The following is a 21,726-nucleotide window of genomic DNA, read 5'->3' on the forward strand; positions in this document are numbered from 1 at the left end:
AAGATCATGTAAAAGTCATTACCAGACATGTATGGGAAGAATACATGGAGAAAGCAGAAGATATTCGCCATACAATAGGTAACAAAGAAATATATCAACAACGAAAGGAAACGATTGAGCGACTTTTCGGAACAGCAAAAGAACAACATGGTTTCCGTTACACTCAATACATAGGAAAAGCACGGATGGAAATGAAAGCCGGGCTTACGTTTGCGTGTATGAATTTGAAAAAGCTGGCAAAAATTTTAGAAATCAGGGAATCTAAAATGAAAGAATCTTGGAGTTTTTTAAGATTTTTATTAAAACAGAGGCTATTTACAGAAAAGTGGTGCTGGGGATAACTCCCAGCACCAACTTTGTCTACAGTCTGAAATGACTGCGGTTTTAAAGAAACCGCAGTCATTTTTATATATTCTTATTGATAATCAAATACGTCAATCCATTTCATCAAGAAATCTTTTTCCATCTCATTATTCTTTGTCAGCTGAGCTGCCGCCACGATCGGAAGCCACTGTTCTACATACTGTCTTGCCGTATCACTCTTCTTACAGAACAATTTCAAGTATAAATCAGCTGTCTCCTGATTTTCCAGCGCAAACAACAGATAGGTCTTCGCTGCATCTGCACTTGCATTTCCCTGTGTCGCATGTGCCCAGTCAACGATTGTCATTTTTCCATTCTTTCCAACAATAACGTTACTTGGATTGAAATCTCCGTGACATACTTTATCATGTTTTGGCATACTCTCCAAACGTGTCAGAAGCTCATACCTTGCTGTCGCATCCAAATCTTTCAGACTATTAATCTGTCTTGCCAATTTGTCTTTCAGTTTATTCAATCTAGGTGCTCTCTTGCTGTGCATCTGTAATTGAAGCTCTACAAAGTCTTCCATATACTTCTCTATATTGGCTGGATCTGTCTTCATCATCTCTCCAAGTGTCTTTCCGTCTTTGTATTCAATAACAACCGCCCATTTTCCATCAATCTCTGTTACACTTTTTACCTTAGGAATGTCAAGACCGGCTTCTTCTACTCTTGCCGTATTCAACGCTTCGTTAAACACATCTGCTTTTGAATGCGTTTTCTCAAATACTTTTACAATACCTTCGTCACATTTGTACACTTCTTTATATGCACGTTTCACGATTAAGTTGCTTTGTTCTAATTTCATATGTCCTTACCTCCTATAAGTATTACACCTTTTCTTATTTGATAAGTTTATTATACACCTTATTTGCAATTTTGCAATAGATTTTTGAATATTTTTTAACAAAGTTTTTTACTATATTTTTATTGTCTTTTTCTTAACAAATTTAAAAAAGGGACAGGGGTAATGTCAATTGGGGACGTAGTAAAATTCAATTTTACTACGTCCCCAATTTAATAATTATTTTCCGTAATATACTTTTAAGTACATTTCTTTGATTTCTTTCATCAGTGGATATCTTGGGTTAGCACCCGTACACTGATCATCGAATGCCTGTTCAACCATGTTATCTAATGTATCTAAGAAGTATTTCTCATCTACACCATAATCTTTGATTGTTTTCTTGATTCCTACTCTATCTTTTAATTCTTCGATTTTTACTAAGAATTTTTCAAATGTATCTTTGTCATCTTTTCCTACAACGCCGCAGAATCTAGCACATTCAGCATATCTTTCTAATGCATGCGGATACTGGTATTGTGAGAATGTTCCCATCTTAGTAGGTACATCTGTTGCATTGAATTTCATAATTTCTGTGATTAACAATGCATTGGCAACACCGTGTGGCAAGTGATGGAATGCACCTAATTTATGTGCCATTGAATGGCATACTCCAAGGAATGCATTCGCGAATGCCATACCAGCCATGCAAGAAGCATCTGCCATTTTTTCTCTTGCTTTTGGATCATTTGCTCCGTTTTCATAAGCTGATGGAAGGTATTCAAAAATGTTCTTCATTGCTTTTAATGCAAGACCATCTGTATAATCTGTTGCCATGATTGATGCATATGCCTCTAAAGCATGTGTTAAAGCATCGATACCAGAAGCACTTGTCAGTCCTTTTGGCTGGCTCATCATATTGTCAGCGTCGATGATCGCCATCTTAGGAAGTAATTCATAATCTGCTAACGGATATTTTACTCCTGTTTTTTCATCTGTGATAACTGCGAATGGTGTTACCTCAGAACCTGTTCCTGAAGATGTAGGGATTGCTACAAAGTAAGCTTTCTCTCCCATCTTAGGGAATGTATATACTCTCTTACGGATATCCATGAAACGCATTGCCATATCCATGAAGTCTGCTTCTGGATGTTCGTACATTACCCACATGATCTTTCCGGCATCCATTGCTGAACCACCACCAAGAGCGATGATTACGTCTGGCCCGAATGCTCTCATTGCCTCAGCACCTGCTTTTGCACATTCAAGTGTTGGGTCTGGAGCTACTTCGTAGAAGCATGTGTGCTGGATTCCCATTTCATCTAATTTTTCTTCGATACCTTTTACGTATCCATTGTGATATAAGAAGCTGTCAGTTACGATAAATGCTTTCTTTTTACCCATTACTGTTCCTAATTCATCAAGTGCAACAGGCATACATCCTTTTTTGAAGTAAACCTTTTCAGGTGCTCTAAACCAAAGCATATTCTCTCTCCTCTCAGCAACTGTTTTGATATTGATTAAGTGTTTTACACCAACGTTTTCAGATACAGAGTTTCCACCCCATGAGCCACATCCTAATGTAAGAGATGGTGCTAATTTGAAGTTGTAAAGATCACCGATTCCACCGTGAGAAGAAGGTGTGTTTACTAAGATACGGCATGTTTTCATTGCTGCTGCATGTTTTGCAAGCTTCTCTGTCTCTGCTGGATGAACATAGATAGAAGATGTATGTCCGTATCCACCGTCAGCTACAAGCTGCTCTGCTTTTGCAATTGCTTCATCAAATGTTTTTGCTTTGTACATAGCAAGTACCGGAGATAATTTTTCATGAGCAAATTCTTCAGAAATATCAACAGATTCCACTTCCCCGATTAGAATCTTTGTCTCTTCCGGTACTTTTACTCCTGCCAGTGCTGCGATTGTATGTGCTGACTGACCTACGATTTTAGCGTTTAATGCACCGTTGATGATGATTGTCTTACGAACTTTTTCAATCTCATCTTTTTTCAGGAAATAGCATCCTCTGAGTGCAAATTCATCTTTTACTTCTTTATAAACTTTTTCCAAAACAGTTACAGACTGTTCTGAAGCACAAATCATACCATTGTCAAATGTTTTTGAGTGGATGATTGAGTTAACTGCCATTTTAACATCAGCTGTGTCATCGATGATAACCGGTGTGTTACCTGCACCAACACCAAGCGCCGGTTTTCCTGAAGAGTAAGCTGCTTTAACCATTCCAGGACCACCTGTTGCAAGAATGATGTCTGCGCTCTTCATAACTTCATTTGTAAGTTCCAATGAAGGTACGTCGATCCATCCGATGATTCCTTCTGGTGCTCCAGCTTTTACAGCTGCTTCCAATACAACTTTTGCTGCTGCAATTGTCGCATTTTTTGCACGTGGATGTGGGCTGATGATGATTGCATTTCTTGTCTTTAATGCGAGCAATGTCTTAAAGATTGCTGTCGAAGTTGGATTTGTTGTAGGGATAACCGCTGCGATCAAACCGATTGGCTCTGCAATCTTCTTAATTCCATAAGCTTTATCTTCTTCAATAACTCCACATGTTTTTGTATCTTTATATGCATTGTAAATATATTCTGCTGCGTAATGATTCTTGATTACTTTATCTTCAACGATACCCATACCAGTCTCTTCTACTGCCATCTTTGCCAATGGGATACGTTGTGTATTTGCTGCTACTGCTGCTTCAAAAAAGATCTTATCTACTTGTTCCTGTGTAAATGTAGCAAATACTTTCTGTGCTTCTCTCATTGCTTCCATTTTTGCTACAAGAGCTTCTACGTTATCAATAATTCCTGGTACATTCGTTTCCTTCTTTGACATATCAATATCCTCCGTAAGTGTTGTATTTCTTTACTACGAGGCTTAGTATACTGCCTCGTTAAATATTTGTCAATATATTATCTTCCTTTTTCTCATTTACGACTTTTTACACAACATTTTTTGATTTTTATTCGGTTCATTATGCATTTTATACAGTTTTAAATCCGATAATTTTACTTTAAAAATGCAGAATACGTTGATTCATTGGCTCTTCAGAGATATGACCATTCTTTTCTCCTGTATTTTGTCTATTTTTATTAGTTTAATTGAAGATATATTATCGTTAATATAATAACAATTTTATGCAATAGTAACTACAATCAAATAAATGACTATTCTTTCACACGATTTACAAACTTACAAAATCGCTCTGCATAAGGCATGAATATCTGGGCAACCGGTCCTACCACAAACACACAGATAATGGTTCCAATCCCGAATATTCCGCCTAACAAGAATCCAATCAATACAAAACATCCGTCAGTCACCATACGTATGATTCCAAATGACTTCTTCCATTTATCACTCCAGACAACTGCGACAAGGTCATTCGGACCTGTTCCAGCTTCGGATTTGATCACGATGGTCATTCCCATTGAAAGAATCACGCACCCAATTACAACCATCAACACTCTCCATGGTAGCGGAATACTCTGATTGATATAGTCTCCAATCCAAAAAGTAAACCCGTCAATAATCGGTCCTCCAAGAAACATACAAAGCAACGTACCAATTTTGATGTATCTTTTGTCTACAGACAGAAGCACAAGGATAATTAGAAAGGAAATTAGCATGTGGGTTCTTCCATGAGTCCACGCAAGTCCTTCCGGCCATGGTACACTTCTAAAAATTCCCTGGATCAGCACATTAAACGGATCCGAGCCAAGATTTGACTGAATAAATAACGTCACTCCAAGGTGAGCAACAGAAAGTCCGCAAAGTAATAGAACAATTTGTCTCAATTTCATTTTCATCTTCATTCGTAAATCCCCCTATTTTACAGCTTCAACTTCGCGAATGCATCCGCAAATGCAGTATTCACCGGCTCTTCTTTTTGCTGTTTCAAATACCTCTGCACATCCTTTTTGCTCACGCCTGCGCCTTCTTTTTCCCGTCTCACCTTAAATGCTGACATCTTTTCTTTATGACCGCAAGTATTACATACGAATTGTTCTTCGTCGCCTTTTTTGATAATCTCCATCTTCTTATGACATTGCGGGCATCTTGCATTGGAAATCTTTGCAACTACCTCTTTATGTCCGCACTCTCTGTCCTGACATACAAGCATCCTTGCATTCTTCCCATTTACCGCGAGCATCGGTTTTCCACAATCCGGACACTTTTTATTTGTCATGTTATCATGTCGGAATGTTCCGGTTCCACCTTTGATCTCGTCGATGATCTCCACCGTATATCCTTTGATCTCCTGAAGGAAGGTTTCTTTTCTTAGTTTCCCTTTTGCAATATTGGAAAGCTTCATTTCCCAGTCTGCTGTTAATTCCGGTTTCCGTAAATCTTCCGGCACAAGCTCTAACAACTGTTTTCCCTTCGAAGTAATATAAATCTCTTTTCCGCGCAATTCCATCAGATAAGAATGGAATAGCTTGTCGATAATGTCCGCTCTTGTAGCAACTGTTCCAAGCCCTCCGGTCTCGCCTAATGTTTTGACCGCCTGTTTATCACGGGACTCCATATACTTCACCGGATTTTCCATGGCAGACAATAATGTCGCCTCATTAAATCTTGCCGGCGGCTTTGTCCTTCCACTAGTCATCTGCACCTGTTGTACGGAAAGCGCTGCCCCTTTGTTCACTTCCGGAAGTGACTGTTCTGACAACTGTTCTTCCACATCTGTCTCATCACCGTCTCCCAGTTCATAGACTTCTTTCCACCCCGCATGTTTTACGATTTTTCCTCTCGCAGCAAATCGTTCTCCTACCGCTTTTCCGAGCAGTGTCGTCTGCTCATACTCAAACGGCGGATAGAGAACACTCAAAAATCTGCGGACAACGAGATCATAAATTTTTCGCTCCTCATTTGTCATATGCTCCAGCTGCACAAACTGCTCAGTCGGGATGATCGCATGGTGATCGCTTACTTTCCTGTCATCCACAAATGATTTGTTGACCTTGATCGGCTTCATAATCAGGCTTCCCGCAAGCTTTTTATATGGACCTACACTTACCGCTCGCAGTCTGTCTTTCAAAGTGTCAACCACATCATTTCCGATATATTTGGAATCTGTTCTCGGATAGGTCAATACTTTATGGTTCTCATACAGGCGCTGCATAATATTCAATGTCTCTTTTGCCGAGAAGCCAAATCGTCTGTTGGCATCTCGCTGCAATTCTGTCAGGTCATATAATCCCGGCGCAAATAATTTCTTCGCAGATTTTTCCACCTGTTCCACGACCATAGTTGCCCCATTCAAATCTTCTGCCAGCTTTTCTATTCGTCCTTTTGAAAATGAACGGTAGCTTCCCGACTTTTGATCCTGCCATGTCCACTTGATTTTTCCTGCCTGCACCGTCACACCGTAGTATTCTTTTGGCTGGAATGTGCGAATCTCTTCCTCCCGCTTTGCAATCATCGCAAGTGTCGGTGTCTGTACACGCCCACAAGACAGCTGCGCGTTGTATTTGCACGTTAACGCTCTTGTTGCATTGATTCCTACAAGCCAGTCCGCCTCTGCTCTTGAGACTGCCGCCGCGTACAAGTCATCGTACTTTCTTCCATCCACAAGCTTTGCAAATCCATCTCGGATTGCCTTATCTGTCACGGAAGAGATCCAAAGTCTTTTGATTGGCTTGTGGCAATTTGCTTTTTCCAGAATCCATCTTGCCACAAGTTCTCCTTCACGTCCGGCATCTGTGGCGATAATAATCTCTCCCACATCTTTCCGAAACATCTGTGCTTTCACCGCATTGTACTGTTTTGCCGTTTTCTTAATAACAACCAGTTCCATCTTCTTAGGCATTATCGGAAGCACCTGCATGTTCCACTCCTTGAATTTTTTATCATACCCTTCCGGATCCGCAAGTGTTACAAGATGTCCTAATGCCCATGTAACGATATATTGATTTCCTTCAATTGCCCCGGAAATATTTTTATTACACTTCAGTACTCTGGCAATATCTCTTGCCACAGACGGTTTTTCTGCAATTACTAATGATTTCATTTTGTTCTCCTTTTTCTTCGATCAGCTTTTGACACTATTGCGGTACCCGACATAGGTTGCAGCCAGATATAAAATATACACAAGGAAAAATAGTCCAAGTGATGCACTGATCGTGCTTATCAGCATTCCCGGTCCTGTGTACGCTTGAAAGAGCTGATTGAGGGATAGTGTACAGCAGATACTTAGTGGAATCGGAAGCACCAACGGCATTAGAAAATATACTCCGACCTGCCTTCGTATAATTTTCTCCACTCCCTCTTGGGGCATCCCAAGTTCTGATAAAATCCGGTATCGTTTTCCATGTTTTTCTGATTCGCTCAATTGTTGAACTGCCAACACGGTAAGTGCTGTACAGCAAAAAATGAGCGCAATATAAAACATAGAAAAAGAAATAATCGTAAACATAGTCCGGTTTTCCCCCAGCACTGCTCCTTTTACATTCACATTTCCGACCGGAATGTAATCTTCGCTGTCCATCTCCTCTCCGTCTTCCAATGGTTCTATAATTCTGCACAGATTCTCATAATCTTCCGGTGCTGACTTTTTCTCTGTATCTGCCGCGTACACAGCTTCGTAAATATCCAGTTTCTCAGCATACTCATCCGGCAAAACAAGGATGAGATAAGCCCCCAAATCTCCCTCCAGTGCAAAACCTTCTGTATAGCATGCCTGATAAGAGAGTGTCTCCCCCTCTATCTGAAATTTAGGCTGTTCCTTGTCAAGAACTGTTTTCACACCGCTGACTCCCTGCACAATAAAGTGTCCTTTTTTCAAATCTATTTTTTCATAGCCAAGCTGCTTGCGCATCTTGCAGTAATCACTGTATGCCATGACCGTATCATTTCCCCAAAACGACATTTCAACCGGTGTTCCATCTAAATATTTCCCGACCTGATTTGCTCCGCTATCATAAACCATAAACGAATGTTCCTGAGTTACACCGCCAAGTTTTTCATCAAGATACTCTTTTTCTTTTATAAAAGAAGGATCCCCTTCTCTATCCCACATCATAATTTCATATGGACATACGGAATTGCCCTGCATATCAAAGAAATTTTTAAACAGTGTTGCAATCTGAGAGAACGAAAGCGTCAATGTAAGCAATAACGCAAGTGTCCCAAGCGTCATACTCATCGTATTAATCTTAGACGAAAGATTTCGGACGAGCACAAGTGTACCTGCATTCTTCTGTTTTGCCTTTCGATTCACAAAAAAACGGATCAGTATATGAGAAACAGAGATATAAAAACAATAGATGCAGACGATAAAACAGGTGAAAAAGATTCCGATTGCTCCCATCTGCACATTGTCTCCGTTTTGAAATGTCAATTTACATACAATCGCCCCTGTGATGCCTGTGAGCAAGGCAATTGTCATCAAAATTATATCACCTTTTTGATGTTTTACAAACACAATTTCGTTCTGCTTTTCTGCGTGAAGTAAATCATATATTTTCATCTTCCCGATTTTACGTTTCATGCGCAAAAGAGAAAAACAGTAGATCAATATAATATAAAAAATTGTCAGCGCAAATTCTTTCACAGAAAATACAAGTTTCACTTCATATACTGCCTCAAAAATATGCATGATGATCATTGTGAGCACCTGATATAAAAATGTTCCGAATATCATCCCCAGCAAAAATGAGATTCCACCTATTATGATATTTTCTGCCAGAAACAATCTTGTAATTGCACGATTGCTGATTCCGAGCACCATATATGTGCCGAGTTCTTTGCTCCTTCTGTGCAGCATGAATTTTGTCATATAATGTACAAGCCATCCTATTACGAACACAACAAGAATTGAAATAAATACAACCATATATGCAAATGTGAGCATCATACGATTGAGCATCATGATATCTTCGGAAAATACAATCATATTGAATGCGTACATCAAAGCAAATGCGATTGTAACTGTTATGATATAGATACGATAATCCCGAATGGAACGGAACGCATTTCGAATTGCAAGTTTACCTAACATCAGTCAAGTCACCTCCCAAAAACGTCATCACATCCATGATTTCGTGGAAAAATTCTTTTCGTGTCCGCTCCCCTTTATACAGCTCATTGAACAATTTCCCATCGCGTAAAAATAGAATTCTGCTACAGTAGCTAGCCGAGAAAATATCATGTGTCACCATCAGAATCGTCGTCTTCATAGTACGGTTGACTAACGCAAAACTTTCAAGCAGCATGCTTGCAGATCTGGAATCCAATGCACCCGTCGGCTCATCCGCAAGAAGAAGTTTTGGCTTATTTATCAACGCTCTTGCACATGCACATCTTTGTTTCTGCCCTCCGGATACCTGATATGGAAATTTTTTCAAAACATCTCCAATGTCGAGTCTCTCAGCAATTCCACGCACCTGTTGTTTTACAGCTTTTTCATCCACGCCGGAGATCATCGGCGCTAATGCGATATTCTCTTCCAGCGTCAGCGTGTCTAAAAGATTGAAATCCTGAAAGACAAACCCTAAATTTTCCTGACGAAACACAGCCATCTTCTTATCCTTTAATTCTGTGATATCCGTATCTTCAAGATAAATGTGTCCGCTTGTCACACGGTCAATCGTCGAGATGCAGTTCAGCAGCGTACTTTTTCCACTGCCGGATGCTCCCATGATTCCGAGAAATTCCCCTTTTTGCACCTCAAACGAAATATGGTCTACCGCCTTTGTAATATACGACTTTGAACCATAATATTTCTCAATATCCTGTATCCTTAATAATGTTTCCATAGAACCACTCCTTTTCTTTTTCTAAATTCACTATACCATTTTAAAAGGAGTTTTTTTACTTACAAAACTGTAAGGATACTTTTGTGCCGACACCTTCCTTTGATGTGACCGACAGTCCGATTCCAAGGCGTTCGCACAGTCTTTTTGCCAGATACAGTCCCATTCCAGTTGATTTTTTCTTTGCCCTGTTCCTTCCTGTAAATCCTTTTTCACACACACGTCCAATGTCACTTTGTGCGATTCCGATACCATTATCTTCCACAGTCAGATATTTCTTCCCATCCACTACCTGGCTATAGATATGAATCTTTGCATTATCTTTTCTGGCGTATTTGACCGCATTTGACAAAAGCTGTTTTAAAATAAACTGTATCCACTTTTCATCTGTGTAAACACAAAGCTCCAGATCATCTGCTACAATCTGTACACGGTGTTCCAAAAGCATTGTCCGGTACTCTAAAATAACCGGATACACAATCTCCGACAAACTGATTTCTTTTATAAAATAATCTTTCTCCACCACTTCACTTCGCGCATAATACAATGCCTGTTCGACGAAGCGCTCAATCTCCTGCAGTTCTTTTTGAATTTGCAGAATCTCCTCTGTGGGATGATTTTTACATATGAGATCAATTGCTGTAATCGGTGTCTTCACCTCGTGAATCCATTCTTCGATATATTCTTTGTAGGAACTAAGAGCATTCCTTTTCTCATTCACTTCCTCAACCATGGATTTACTTCCCACCCGCAGCATATTTGTGTATAATTTTTCCATCTGCGTCTCCGGTTTTCCAAGTAGCTCACAGATTAAATATTTTTTGTCCAGTTCCTCAAGCTGTGATTCTATCTCATCATATTTTCTCTTTTGGCTCCAATATTCACGTCCCCCAACAGCAATCAGTATAATGCCCCAAACAATCAAAATCAGGCCTAGCGCTCCACCTTGTATTCCGACTAATTTTAGAAATACAATCAACGCAGTCGCTGCAAACAGATTTACTAGAACCATATTGAGTTTTTCAAACAAAAATTCCCAAAAATTCATCTATCTCTCACTTTCTGTCTCAATTCGGTATCCGTATTTTGGCACCGTCTGAATCAGTGTTTTTAAGCCGATATCTCCAAGTCGTTTTCTAAGTCTTGACAGATTCACATTCAAAATATTTTCATCCACAAGAAATTTATTCTCCCACAAATATTCAATCAGCGCATCTTTTGCAACAGCCTCTCCTCTGCTACGAAAAAGAAAATACAAGATTTTCAACTCATTTTTGGATAATTCCAGCACCTGTTCCCGATAGCAGATCTGTGCCTGCACAATATGCAGATGCACTTCTCCCACCACAATTTCTTCTGCCATACTGTCTGCTCTTTGTAACATACGTTTGACTTTGGCAAGAAGAATTGCAAGGCTGTACGGTTTTCTTATATAATCGTCGCCTCCACATTCCATCGCACACAGTTCATCCACATCACGCTCTCTTGCTGTCACGAACAAAATCGGCGTATCCGACCATTTTCGGATTTCCCTACACACATCAAATCCACTGATCTCTTCCAAATTGATATCAAGCAAAATCAACTTTGGCTCTGCTTTTCTGACTGCTGCAACAACTTGTTCAACTGTTGTAAAGTCTCCCGTCTCCACTGGCGTAAACTCATTTTTCTCAAAAAACACACAAAGTTCTCCTCGGATTGTCCTATTATCCTCGATGATCATAATCTTTTCTTTCATATCTTACTTGCTGTGACAATCAATTCTTTTCTGTTAAAAATCGTAATCATAGTTTTCCTCCTTTGCACTGCCTTTGTATTCTCAACAAGTTCTTCCGAACTTCCTGAAACATATTATCCTCCGGATTTACCTGCAAAATGTAATTCACCTTTCCCATCAGATGCTGAAGGTACCGCTCTTCTCCTTTTTGCAGCCACATTTGCGCCCCAGTTCTCTGTAAATGCTCCTGTACTCCATATTTTCCACAGTAATAGACAGCCTGTCTGACATCTCTCCGATATGTTTTAGACACCTGCGCTTTTTCATTGACAACGATTCCGGTCACAGATTGTCTGTTATATTGTTTCAGCACTTTCGTCTTTTTCAAATTCAATTCAAATCCAAGTACCTGAAGGTAACTTCTTACTTTTTGTTTTACTTCCCGCACATCAAATTTCCCGGAAAACGTCATGTCATCACAATATCTTGTATAACAAATTTCCCGCTCTTCACACCATTTTCCCATATATTGGTCAAAGGAAAACATCACCAGATTTGATATCATCGGTGATGTCGGCGCTCCTTGCGGAAGATAGTCCCTGTAACAGCAAAGTTGGGTCAGCAGTGTACGCACTGTCGGCGGATAGTATTCTCCCGAAAAAACACACTGGTACACCATAATATATGTAATATTTTCAAAAAAATCTTTGATATCCAACTCCAAAATTGTTTCTGCACCGACATGTGCAAACGCATTGTCACGAATCCTTCTCCCCGGACAATAGGCTTTTGCGTACTTTGAAACTTTCTCTTCACTTAATATTGTTCGCAGAATATTTTTCTGCATCGTATGCAAAAGATAATCTGGAACAAGCAGTTTGCGCCTGCCACCTTTCTTTTTCAGAATAAAAACTTCACGATAGTGTTCTTCTATGTGATTACTGACCGCATAGATACATTTCAACGTTTTTTCTTTCGGAACATTTGCCCTTTCCAGTAAGTTCAAAGAAAGAATTGCCTCTTTGTCTTCCTCTTTCGAGCGATGCTGCCATAATCTTTGATTATCCATAATCTATCCTTTTCTCTCTAAAAGTAATCTGTCAATATCGTCAAAAGCATTTTGAAGATGTTCGATATGGTAAATTTCATACATTTCATAAATATAATCTGTTACCCCCAATTCATCCCATTCAGCAATTATCTTCTGTGCATCTGTTCCTTTTTGCTCTGCATACCGTTCAAGCAGATAAATAAAAAATTTTAGCTCTTTGCTCAATTCTATTCTCTCCTTAAATATATAGAATTTCTTGGATTTCCTGTAATTTTCTCATTCTCCCACATTTCAAATATTGCACTTGCTCCAAACTCCCACATCTCCAATTCTGAATCTGTCATCATAGAGTATGTTTCTGACTGTAGATACTCTCGCAACGCTTTCATTTGTTCTAAATTATATTTTTCAGAAATCATTTTTACTACTTCTTCATCATAATAATCTAATATTTCTGCTGACGTTTTTCTCATATTTTTATCACCTCAATCAACTTCAAGATAGACACAGCTTCTTCTGTTTTAAAAACATATTGATCTTTCAATTTCTGTGGCATCAGCCTTTTAATTGCTTCATCTTCATTATAAGCACCTTTCAAATAAAGATTTAACACAGGCATTGTATTATCATTTGCCACGGGTCCTACAACAATATCTCTACGATCATTAAAATTCATACTTTTTCTATTTGAGCTGACATATCTCAACCATTCTACATTCGGACCATCAAATCTCAATATTTTTAACTGATTTAATTTTTCTTCATCCACTTTAAACACTGATACAATCGGACTCCCCTCTCCTCTTCGTTTCACGGTTAAAATTGACCATTTTTTTGCTTGTTCAAAATCCGAAGTAAGATAAAATCCATTTCCAAAGTCTAACGCCCTTGCAGCAGGAAATAATTTCGGTTTCTCTATCCCCTGATTGCTTCCATGATATAATCTCAAATTCATACCTCCCGCATATTACTCTAAATAAAAAAAGCAGGAACAATACAATAAAGTGATTCCGTAAGATGCGTAGACGTACTCGGACCGCAAGGTCCATGCACACGAAGTGTGCAGAAGTACCTCGAAGCAGCTTATCGTTTCATCGTTTCATCTCCTGTACCGGGCAGCGACTCGCTCCCCTGCCAAAACATCTGTCTTGGATATGCTATCGTTCCTGCTGTTATTCAATTATAATACTATTTCTTCTCTTCCGCAAGATATGCCGCACCAAGTGCCCCCGCAAATCTTCCAAATTCTGCCAGCATCACATGTTTTCCCAATCTTTCTGACAAACGTGCCGTAAAGTAAGTGCTGTGGCTTAGGCCCCCTGTCAATATGATTGTATCTGCCAACGCCTGTCTCTGCGCAAGCTGTGCCACCTTTGCCACAACGGATTCAATCACACCGGCCGCAATATCCTCTTTTGCCCGTCCTTCTCCGATATAACTGATCACTTCTGATTCCGCAAACACGGTGCACAAAGAACTAATAGGGATACTCTTTCCTTGTTTTGCCAAGTCAAACAGCTCATCCAGCGTAATACCCAGTCTGTTTGCCATGATCTCTAAAAATTTTCCAGTTCCCGCAGAACATTTATCATTCATAAGGAAATCCATCACCACACCGTTACTTACCTGGATAACTTTTGTATCCTGTCCCCCCACATCGATGATCGTACAGTCTCCACCGGCAAGCTCCCGCCCGCCTCTTGCATGGCAGGTAATTTCTGTTATGACTTTGTCTGCAAAATCAACCGCAACTCTTCCGTAACCGGTTGCTACCACTTTAGTCTCCTGTGCTGTCACATCAACCCCTGCATTTTTCAGACGTTCTCGTATGATGTTTGTCGTCTCCTTACTGCTCCATCCCGTTGGCAGTACAAAATACATCTCATTGTCTCCACGCACTACGACCTTGGATGCAGTAGATCCAATGTCGATTCCTACATAGTTCATACTCTTCCCTCCTCAAGCATACTTTCTATTCATATCGAATCTCTGCCAGTATCAGACCATGTGGAGGTGCCGTCACTCCGGCAGCCTTTCGGTCTTTCGCCTCTAAAATCTCTTTCACCTTTTCCGGCTCATAAAATTCACGTCCGACACGGATCAGTGTTCCCACGATAATACGAACCATGTTGTAGAGAAAACCATTTCCGCTGATTCGGATCGTAATCTCCTCTCCATCTTTCAAAATCTCAAGCTCAGTAACTGTCCGCACCGTGTCTCCCACATCTGTACGCACATTGCAGAAACTGACAAAATCATGTTCTCCAATCAGATATCCTGCCGCCTTTCGCATCTTTTCAACATCCAAATCATAGGATACAAAATAATTTGTAAGCCGTTTTGTCGGAATCGGAATCCTCGTATTTAAAATATGGTACTCGTAAGTCTTACTGCAGTCACAGTACCTGGGATGAAAATCTTCTGCTACCTCTTCTGACTTTACAATAACGATATCCTCCGGCAATCTCTGATTCAATGCATAGGAAATCCGCTCCGGCGGAATCGTCGTATGCGTGTCAAACACCGCAACATTTGCAAGGGCATGCACTCCTGAATCAGTCCGACTTGCCCCAATCACCTGAATATCCTCCCCAGTCAACTTTTTTAATGCCTTGTTTACTACTTCTTCTACCGTAATTCCGTTCGGCTGTACCTGCCAGCCACAATAATTTGTGCCGTCATAGGCAATTGTCAACTTTATTCGCTTCATACTTTAAAATATCCACACTTTAAATGGAACTAACCTCCCTATTACGATCACAGCCACCATATACACAATGGTAATGGCATATGCGATATAGTCTCTGCTTTGATATACAAGCGGTTTCATCTTTGTACGTCCCTCACCGCCGCGATAACATCTTGCTTCCATTGCCATCGCCAGATCATTTGCCCGTCGAAATGCTGACACAAACAAAGGCACCAAAATCGGGATCATGCTTTTTGCTTTTTGAATAATATTTCCGCTTTCCAAATCCGCCCCTCTTGCAATCTGCGCTTTCATGATCTTATCTGTCTCTTCCAAAAGAATCGGAATGAAACGAAGCGCAATTGACATCATCATCGCAATCTCGTGTACCGGCATCTTGATTTTATTGAATGGCCAAAGCAGTTTTTCAATTCCATCAGTCAGTGCATTCGGTGTTGTTGTAAATGTCATAAGCGACGAACCGATGATTAGGTAAATGAGACGCACCGCCATATAAACAGCCGTCCGAAGCCCTTCTTCCGTCACTTGAAAAATCCAGGCTTCAAACAAAACATCTCCACCTTTTGTCAAAAACAAGTTGAACACAACCGTGATCATCAAAAGCATGATGATCGGTTTCAAACCTTTCAGGATAAATTTCAGCGGTACCTTGGAAATACGGATAACTGCTGCCAAAAACACAGTTGCAATCGCATACCCCAAAACACTTTTAAATAAAAACAAAGAAATCAAATAGAATAAAGTACACATTATTTTGACCCGCGGGTCTAAGCGGTGCAATTTACTATTCGCCGGGTAATATTGCCCAATTGTAATATCTCTAATCATTGTTTCTCCAATCTTATATCTCTTTCATAATCTCATCTACTGCTTCTTCAATCGTCGTTACCTCCGTGTTCACATGCATTCCTTTCTCAGAAAGCGCGTGCATAATATAAGTCACCTGCGGTGCTGCAAGCCCTACTTTTTCCAGCTCTTTGTAATGTGCGAACACTTCTTTCGGCTCCCCGTCATACATTTTTCTGCCTTTGTTCATCACGACAATACGATCCACATATTTCGCAATGTCCTCCATACTGTGCGACACAAGAATAACTGTCAGATTCCGTTCTTTTTGAAGATACGCAATCTGATCCAATATCTCATCGCGTCCTTTCGGATCAAGTCCTGCTGTCGGCTCATCTAAGACAAGCACCTTTGGGCGCATAGCAAGCACTCCCGCAATAGCCACACGACGTTTCTGTCCTCCCGATAAATCAAACGGAGAAGTGTCATAATATTTTTCAGAAAGTCCTACAAGTTCCAGTGCCTCAATCGCACGCTTTTTGCATTCTTCCTCCGTAAGTCCCTGATTCTTCGGTCCAAAACAAACATCTGTCAAGACATCGATCTCAAATAACTGATGTTCCGGATACTGGAACACAAGTCCTACATTATTCCGAAGTTGTCGCAGATTATACTTCTCATCATAAATGTTCTCGCCATTATAGTAAAGCGCTCCGCTTGTCGCTTTCATCAGTCCATTCAAATGCTGGATCATCGTCGATTTTCCAGAGCCGGTATGCCCGATTACCCCGACAAATTCACCCTCATAAATGTCAAGATTGATATCCTTCAGCGCTCGCTTTTCATATGCAGTCCCAGAACTGTATACATACTCGATATGCTCAAGTTTTAAGATTGGATTCTCTTTTTTCTCTTTTTTGACAACCGTTTCTGCATGACCAACATATGTCTTCTTTTGATTCTGCCGCCAGTCTCCTGCTTTCTCCAATGCCTCAATCAGCTCGTTTGTCGTCAAAATTCCTTCTTTAATATCTAATTCTCTCTGTTTTAATCCATGTGCCAGCATTGTCACCTGCGGTACATCTAATCTATATTTTTTCAACAGTTCTACTTGGCTGAAAATCTCTCTCGTCGTTCCGTCCATGACAACATGTCCCTGATCCATGACAATGACTCGGTCTGCTCCAATCACTTCCTCCATATAATGCGTGATCAAGATAACCGTCACATGTTCTCTTTTTCTAAGTTCCTCCACTGTGCGAAGCACTTCTTTTCTGCCGTTCGGATCAAGCATCGCCGTAGGTTCATCCAAGACAATACATTTCGGACACATCGCAACAACACCAGCGATAGCTACGCGCTGTTTCTGTCCGCCGGATAATTTATTCGGGGAATGATGACGGTACTCAATCATTCCGACCGCAGACAGGCTCTTCTCGACCCGCTGCCAGATCTCTTCTGTCGGAACACCAAGATTCTCCGGTCCGAACCCGACATCTTCCTCCACAACTGTTCCGATAATCTGGTTGTCCGGATTCTGAAACACCATTCCGGCTGTCTGTCTGACATCCCATAGATTCTCCTCTTCCTTCGTGTCCTTTCCATCCACCCACATTGTGCCTCCGCTTGGCACTAAAATTGCATTCATGTGCTTTGCAAGTGTGGATTTTCCTGATCCATTATGTCCTAAAATCGCAATAAACTGCCCAGGCTCTATGTCAAGATTCACTTCGTCAATGGCACGATGTGTTCCGATTACATTGCCCTCTTCGTCACGTTTCTCATATTCAAATATTAAATTGTCTGTTTTGATCATGCTCATAGACTTTCCTCTTTCCATGTTATTCACTGGGTTTTATTTTACTTCATCTCTTTCTCATTTGCAACAATTCTTTCCCCTGCCGACACTTTATTTACAAGGATGATTCCGGCGCTTACGCAGAGTAAAGCCACCAGATTCTTCAGCGAAAAAATATCCTCTCCCAAAAATACCGCCGACAATCCCGCTCCAAAAATCGGAATGGAAAATCCATAAATCGTAACCTTTCCGACCGGATTATACTTTAATAATGTCGTCCACAGACTGAACGCAACCGCCGACAGCATCGCCATATAAAATACAAGCAAAATTGACTTCACAGTAAATCCACTGATATTTCCATCGAGTAAAAATCCAAAGCCAATCAGAGCAGCGCCTCCCACCATCAACTGGTACGCTGTGATTGCCATTGCACTCCCCTTTTTTGATACAAATTTCATCAACACCGAACTGGTTCCATAGATGATCGTACAGATTGCAACCATCCCTTCCCCTTTCAGTGAAAATCCACTTCCCCACGCTCCCGGTGACAGGTTGATGATGACAACTCCCGCAAATCCGAGAATACATCCGACGCCTTTCTTCCACGTCATCCGTTCTCCTTTCACAAGGAAATGCGCCACGATAATGGACACAAACGCATTCGACGCATTGATGACAGAGCCTTTCACTCCGGTTGTATTAGCCATTCCGATATAAAAAAAGATATACTGCAGAGTCGTCTGAAAAATTCCGATTCCCGCCACATATGGTATTGCTGATTTTTTCAAAGTCAAAACCTTTTTTTCAATAATACATCCCATCAAAAACGTAAGTATTCCTGCTCCGAAAAATCGGTATCCTGCAAACAAAATCTGGCTTCCTGTCGTTTTTATTTGTAACAGCTCATACCCGATCTTCACACATGGGAACGCGCTTCCCCAAAGGGCACAGCAGATCAGCGCCATCACACATATTACAATCGGCTTTTTGAATAATTTTTCCATTTTGGTTCTCCTTTTCCATTTACACTTGACTTTCCTTTTTGACTTGTGATATGTTTTAAACAGTTCTGATTAAAAAGAAAGAGATGGAAAGTCAGCCATCTATTCACTCATTATATCATTCTATTACCACTATATGAAGTGGTATATTTTTGAGTTGCAAGCGTCGCTTTCTTGCAGCTCTTTTTATTTTCTAAAATTTTAAGCAGGGGGGTATTTTACAATGTCCATGATACGAATTGAAAATCTTACTTTTTCATACCCGTCAAGCTATGATGCCATTTTTGATCATACCAGTTTCCAAATTGATACAGACTGGAAACTAGGTTTCGTTGGCAGAAACGGCAGAGGAAAGACAACGTTTTTAAAACTTCTCCTCGGAAAATATGAGTATAGCGGAAAGATCGTCTGTCCTGTGCAGTTCGACTATTTTCCATATGCGGTTTCTGACAAAAAGCAACTGACGGAAAATATTTTGCAGGAAGTCTGCCCGAATGCCGAAAGCTGGGAATTGATGCGTGAACTGTCCTATCTAGATGTGGATGCGGATGTACTATGGCGTCCTTTTGAAACACTTTCCAATGGGGAACAGACGAAGGTACTGCTCGCAGCTCTCTTTCTAAATGAAGGACATTTTCTGCTGATTGACGAGCCGACAAATCATTTGGATACCGCTGCCCGTGAAAAGGTATCTGCCTATTTACAAAAGAAAAAAGGATTTATTTTGGTGTCGCATGACCGATGTTTCTTAGACGGATGTGTCGATCACATTTTATCACTCAACCGGAACAACATCGAAGTACAAAGCGGAAATTTTTCGTCTTTTATGAGAAATTTTGAACAGTAGCAGCAATTTGAGTTATCCCAAAACGAACGGCTCAAAAAAGATATCCATCGCTTACAGCAATCTGCAAAACGCACTGCCGTCTGGTCCGACCGGGTGGAAGCATCAAAAATCGGTGCGGCAGACAAAGGCTTTGTCGGTCACAAAGCAGCTAAAATGATGAAACGCTCTAAATCGACTGAAGCGAGGCAGCAACAGGCAATCGAACAAAAATCCGCATTACTGAAAAATGTGGAAACTGCAGATTTCTTGAAGATTCAGCCACTTACATACCGCACAGACGTACTCGCCTCATTTTCTGATGTATCCGTAATCTACGACGATCGCCCGGTCTTTCAACCGATTTCATTGGAAATCCGGCGCAACGAACGCATCTTTTTGGATGGAAAAAACGGCTGTGGCAAGAGCAGTTTATTAAAACTGCTGTCAGAATACGCCCCGGAACATACAGGTACTGTGACAATCGGCTCCGGTCTTGTCATTTCCTACGTACCGCAAGACACCTCACATTTGGGAGGAACACTGTCTCAATTTGCCGAAAAACATCATTTGGACGAAAGTTTATTCAAAGCAATTTTGCGGAAAATGGATTTCGAACGCGTGCAGTTCGAAAAAGATATCTCTGATTTTTCCGGAGGGCAGAAGAAAAAAGTGCTCATCGCAAAAAGTCTCTGTGAGCAGGCTCATTTATATGTATGGGACGAACCATTGAATTTTATTGATGTGTATTCCCGCATGCAGATTGAACAGCTCATAGAAACATTTTCACCAACTATGCTTTTAGTGGAACACGACAACGCATTCCGGAAAGCAATCGCAACACAGGTGATAAGTCTGTAATACATTGTTTCTATTGCTAGACAAATATATAAATTTTGATGACATACCCATACATATTAAGGATAACTTGTACGAGTCGCACCTGATCCCCTAATGTGCTGTATCATTCATTTATTCTTTTCCCTCTTTCATTTCTTTGCGTATCAAAGATAATGCTGGGAAAAAAAATCCAATATTGCACAATAACGCCATGCGATAAATAATAATCATTAATTTTTCAGCAACAAAAAGAGCGGCGATATAGGAACTAAGATTAATAATAAGCAGCATCGCCAGCATAACAAGCATTTTTTTCATAAGACTCTCTCCTTTCTGTGAATCCTATCGTTGAAGTTTGACTTAATTATAACCCATCACTCAAAAAAATACATTACCAATTGCAGACATTCTGTATGTAATTAATTTCTTTTTCCATCTCAGGTTGACAAACCGATTCCAGACTTATAAAATGTTGTTTACATGGCGTGTAATGAACGACATTGTCACAATATAAAACAACCATATTATATATAATAGAAAGGAAGTATCGATTATGGCAAATCCAATCGTAACATTTGAAATGGAGAACGGTGATGTAATCAAAGCTGAATTATATCCAGAAATCGCTCCAAATACAGTAAACAACTTTATCGCATTAGTGCAAGACGGATTTTACAACGGACTTATTTTTCACCGTGTCATCCGTGACTTTATGATTCAGGGAGGATGCCCTGACGGAACCGGTATGGGCGGTCCTGGATACTCAATCAAAGGTGAATTCTCACAGAACGGTTTCACAAACAATTTGAAACATGAGCCGGGTGTCCTTTCCATGGCGCGCGCAATGCATCCAGACTCTGCCGGATCACAGTTCTTTATTATGCACAAGAATTCTCCGCACTTAGACGGATCCTATGCTGCTTTCGGAAAAGTCATTGAAGGCATGGATATCGTAAATAAAATCGCTGAGACAGCAACTGACTACAGCGACAGACCACTTGAAAAACAGGTAATGAAATCTGTAACCGTGGATACAGACGGAGTAGAATACACTGCACCAGAAAAATTATAATCTG

Annotated in this window: 20 protein-coding genes and 2 pseudogenes; 3 read left to right on the forward strand and 19 right to left on the reverse strand. The window is 40.4% G+C overall.

Annotated features, from left to right (window positions below; all coding sequences use genetic code 11):
- Nucleotides 1-341, forward strand: a 341-nt coding sequence (locus tag ACTQXY_RS04370; protein ID WP_441658449.1) for a transposase, incomplete at its 5' end; no start/stop codon positions are given.
- Nucleotides 342-415: 74 nt separating this feature from the next.
- On the opposite strand, the gene ACTQXY_RS04375 is transcribed toward ACTQXY_RS04370, so the two are convergent.
- The 18 genes and pseudogenes from ACTQXY_RS04375 to ACTQXY_RS04460 all read right to left on the reverse strand — a co-directional run bounded on the left by ACTQXY_RS04375 (nt 416) and on the right by ACTQXY_RS04460 (nt 18,990).
- Entirely contained in the window at nt 416-1,171 is a 756-nt protein-coding gene (locus ACTQXY_RS04375; RefSeq protein WP_441658450.1) for a phosphotransferase, read from the reverse strand.
- A 216-nt stretch (nt 1,172-1,387) separates the two neighbouring features.
- On the reverse strand, nt 1,388-4,000 hold the full coding sequence (gene adhE, locus ACTQXY_RS04380) for a bifunctional acetaldehyde-CoA/alcohol dehydrogenase (protein ID WP_441658451.1): 2,613 nt from the start codon (nt 3,998-4,000) through the stop codon (nt 1,388-1,390).
- A gap of 332 nt (nt 4,001-4,332) precedes the next feature.
- The gene (locus tag ACTQXY_RS04385; protein WP_441658452.1) at nt 4,333-4,980 is read right to left on the reverse strand and encodes a DUF6198 family protein; all 648 of its coding nucleotides are present in this window, start codon (nt 4,978-4,980) and stop codon (nt 4,333-4,335) included.
- A gap of 17 nt (nt 4,981-4,997) precedes the next feature.
- Complete coding sequence (locus ACTQXY_RS04390; protein ID WP_441658453.1) at nt 4,998-7,178, reverse strand: DNA topoisomerase 3; 2,181 nt, start codon at nt 7,176-7,178, stop codon at nt 4,998-5,000.
- Nucleotides 7,179-7,199: 21 nt separating this feature from the next.
- The gene (locus ACTQXY_RS04395) at nt 7,200-9,167 is read right to left on the reverse strand and encodes an FtsX-like permease family protein (protein WP_441658454.1); all 1,968 of its coding nucleotides are present in this window, start codon (nt 9,165-9,167) and stop codon (nt 7,200-7,202) included.
- Nucleotides 9,157-9,924, reverse strand: coding sequence for an ABC transporter ATP-binding protein (locus tag ACTQXY_RS04400; RefSeq protein ID WP_441658455.1), 768 nt, complete (start codon nt 9,922-9,924; stop codon nt 9,157-9,159). The genes ACTQXY_RS04395 and ACTQXY_RS04400 overlap by 11 nt, the downstream gene beginning before the upstream one ends.
- 55 nt (nt 9,925-9,979) lie before the next feature.
- Nucleotides 9,980-10,969, reverse strand: coding sequence for an ATP-binding protein (locus ACTQXY_RS04405; RefSeq protein WP_441658456.1), 990 nt, complete (start codon nt 10,967-10,969; stop codon nt 9,980-9,982).
- Nucleotides 10,970-11,659 (reverse strand): response regulator, encoded by a 690-nt coding sequence (locus ACTQXY_RS04410; protein WP_441658457.1) that lies wholly within the window; start codon nt 11,657-11,659, stop codon nt 10,970-10,972.
- Between the two features lie 46 nt (nt 11,660-11,705).
- Nucleotides 11,706-12,707, reverse strand: a complete 1,002-nt coding sequence (locus tag ACTQXY_RS04415) for a reverse transcriptase domain-containing protein (protein WP_441658458.1) — start codon at nt 12,705-12,707, stop codon at nt 11,706-11,708.
- A 3-nt stretch (nt 12,708-12,710) separates the two neighbouring features.
- Entirely contained in the window at nt 12,711-12,914 is a 204-nt protein-coding gene (locus ACTQXY_RS04420) for a DUF3791 domain-containing protein (protein WP_441658459.1), read from the reverse strand.
- Nucleotides 12,915-12,916: 2 nt separating this feature from the next.
- On the reverse strand, nt 12,917-13,162 hold the full coding sequence (locus tag ACTQXY_RS04425) for a hypothetical protein (RefSeq protein ID WP_441658460.1): 246 nt from the start codon (nt 13,160-13,162) through the stop codon (nt 12,917-12,919).
- On the reverse strand, nt 13,159-13,638 hold the full coding sequence (locus ACTQXY_RS04430) for a DUF3990 domain-containing protein (protein WP_441658461.1): 480 nt from the start codon (nt 13,636-13,638) through the stop codon (nt 13,159-13,161). Before ACTQXY_RS04430 ends, ACTQXY_RS04425 begins: the two co-directional genes overlap by 4 nt.
- A 239-nt stretch (nt 13,639-13,877) precedes the next feature.
- Nucleotides 13,878-14,636 (reverse strand): acyl-CoA dehydratase activase, encoded by a 759-nt coding sequence (locus tag ACTQXY_RS04435; protein WP_441658462.1) that lies wholly within the window; start codon nt 14,634-14,636, stop codon nt 13,878-13,880.
- Nucleotides 14,637-14,661: 25 nt separating this feature from the next.
- A complete protein-coding gene (gene truA, locus ACTQXY_RS04440) occupies nt 14,662-15,399 on the reverse strand; it encodes a tRNA pseudouridine(38-40) synthase TruA (RefSeq protein ID WP_441658463.1) in 738 nt (245 codons plus the stop codon).
- A 3-nt stretch (nt 15,400-15,402) separates the two neighbouring features.
- The gene (locus ACTQXY_RS04445) at nt 15,403-16,227 is read right to left on the reverse strand and encodes an energy-coupling factor transporter transmembrane component T family protein (RefSeq protein ID WP_004614875.1); all 825 of its coding nucleotides are present in this window, start codon (nt 16,225-16,227) and stop codon (nt 15,403-15,405) included.
- 13 nt (nt 16,228-16,240) lie between these two features.
- Nucleotides 16,241-17,200 (reverse strand): energy-coupling factor transporter ATPase, encoded by a 960-nt coding sequence (locus tag ACTQXY_RS04450; protein WP_441658500.1) that lies wholly within the window; start codon nt 17,198-17,200, stop codon nt 16,241-16,243.
- Nucleotides 17,183-18,025 (reverse strand): annotated as a pseudogene (locus ACTQXY_RS04455) (energy-coupling factor transporter ATPase); the annotation flags it as partial. The gene ACTQXY_RS04450 and the pseudogene ACTQXY_RS04455, both read right to left, overlap by 18 nt.
- 20 nt (nt 18,026-18,045) lie before the next feature.
- Nucleotides 18,046-18,990, reverse strand: a complete 945-nt coding sequence (locus ACTQXY_RS04460) for an EamA family transporter (RefSeq protein WP_441658464.1) — start codon at nt 18,988-18,990, stop codon at nt 18,046-18,048.
- Nucleotides 18,991-19,210: 220 nt separating this feature from the next.
- Between ACTQXY_RS04460 and abc-f the strand changes: the two are divergent.
- Nucleotides 19,211-20,671 (forward strand): annotated as a pseudogene (gene abc-f, locus ACTQXY_RS04465) (ribosomal protection-like ABC-F family protein).
- A gap of 111 nt (nt 20,672-20,782) precedes the next feature.
- Here the strand turns inward: abc-f and ACTQXY_RS04470 are convergent.
- A complete protein-coding gene (locus ACTQXY_RS04470; RefSeq protein WP_441658465.1) occupies nt 20,783-20,968 on the reverse strand; it encodes a hypothetical protein in 186 nt (61 codons plus the stop codon).
- Nucleotides 20,969-21,203: 235 nt separating this feature from the next.
- Here ACTQXY_RS04470 and ACTQXY_RS04475 point away from each other — a divergent pair, with 235 nt between their 5' ends.
- The gene (locus ACTQXY_RS04475; RefSeq protein WP_441658466.1) at nt 21,204-21,722 is read left to right on the forward strand and encodes a peptidylprolyl isomerase; all 519 of its coding nucleotides are present in this window, start codon (nt 21,204-21,206) and stop codon (nt 21,720-21,722) included.
- The last annotated feature ends 4 nt before the right edge of the window (nt 21,723-21,726 follow it).

The organism is Faecalimonas sp. LCP19S3_D12 (assembly GCF_052121495.1).
GTDB lineage: Bacteria > Bacillota > Clostridia > Lachnospirales > Lachnospiraceae > Faecalimonas.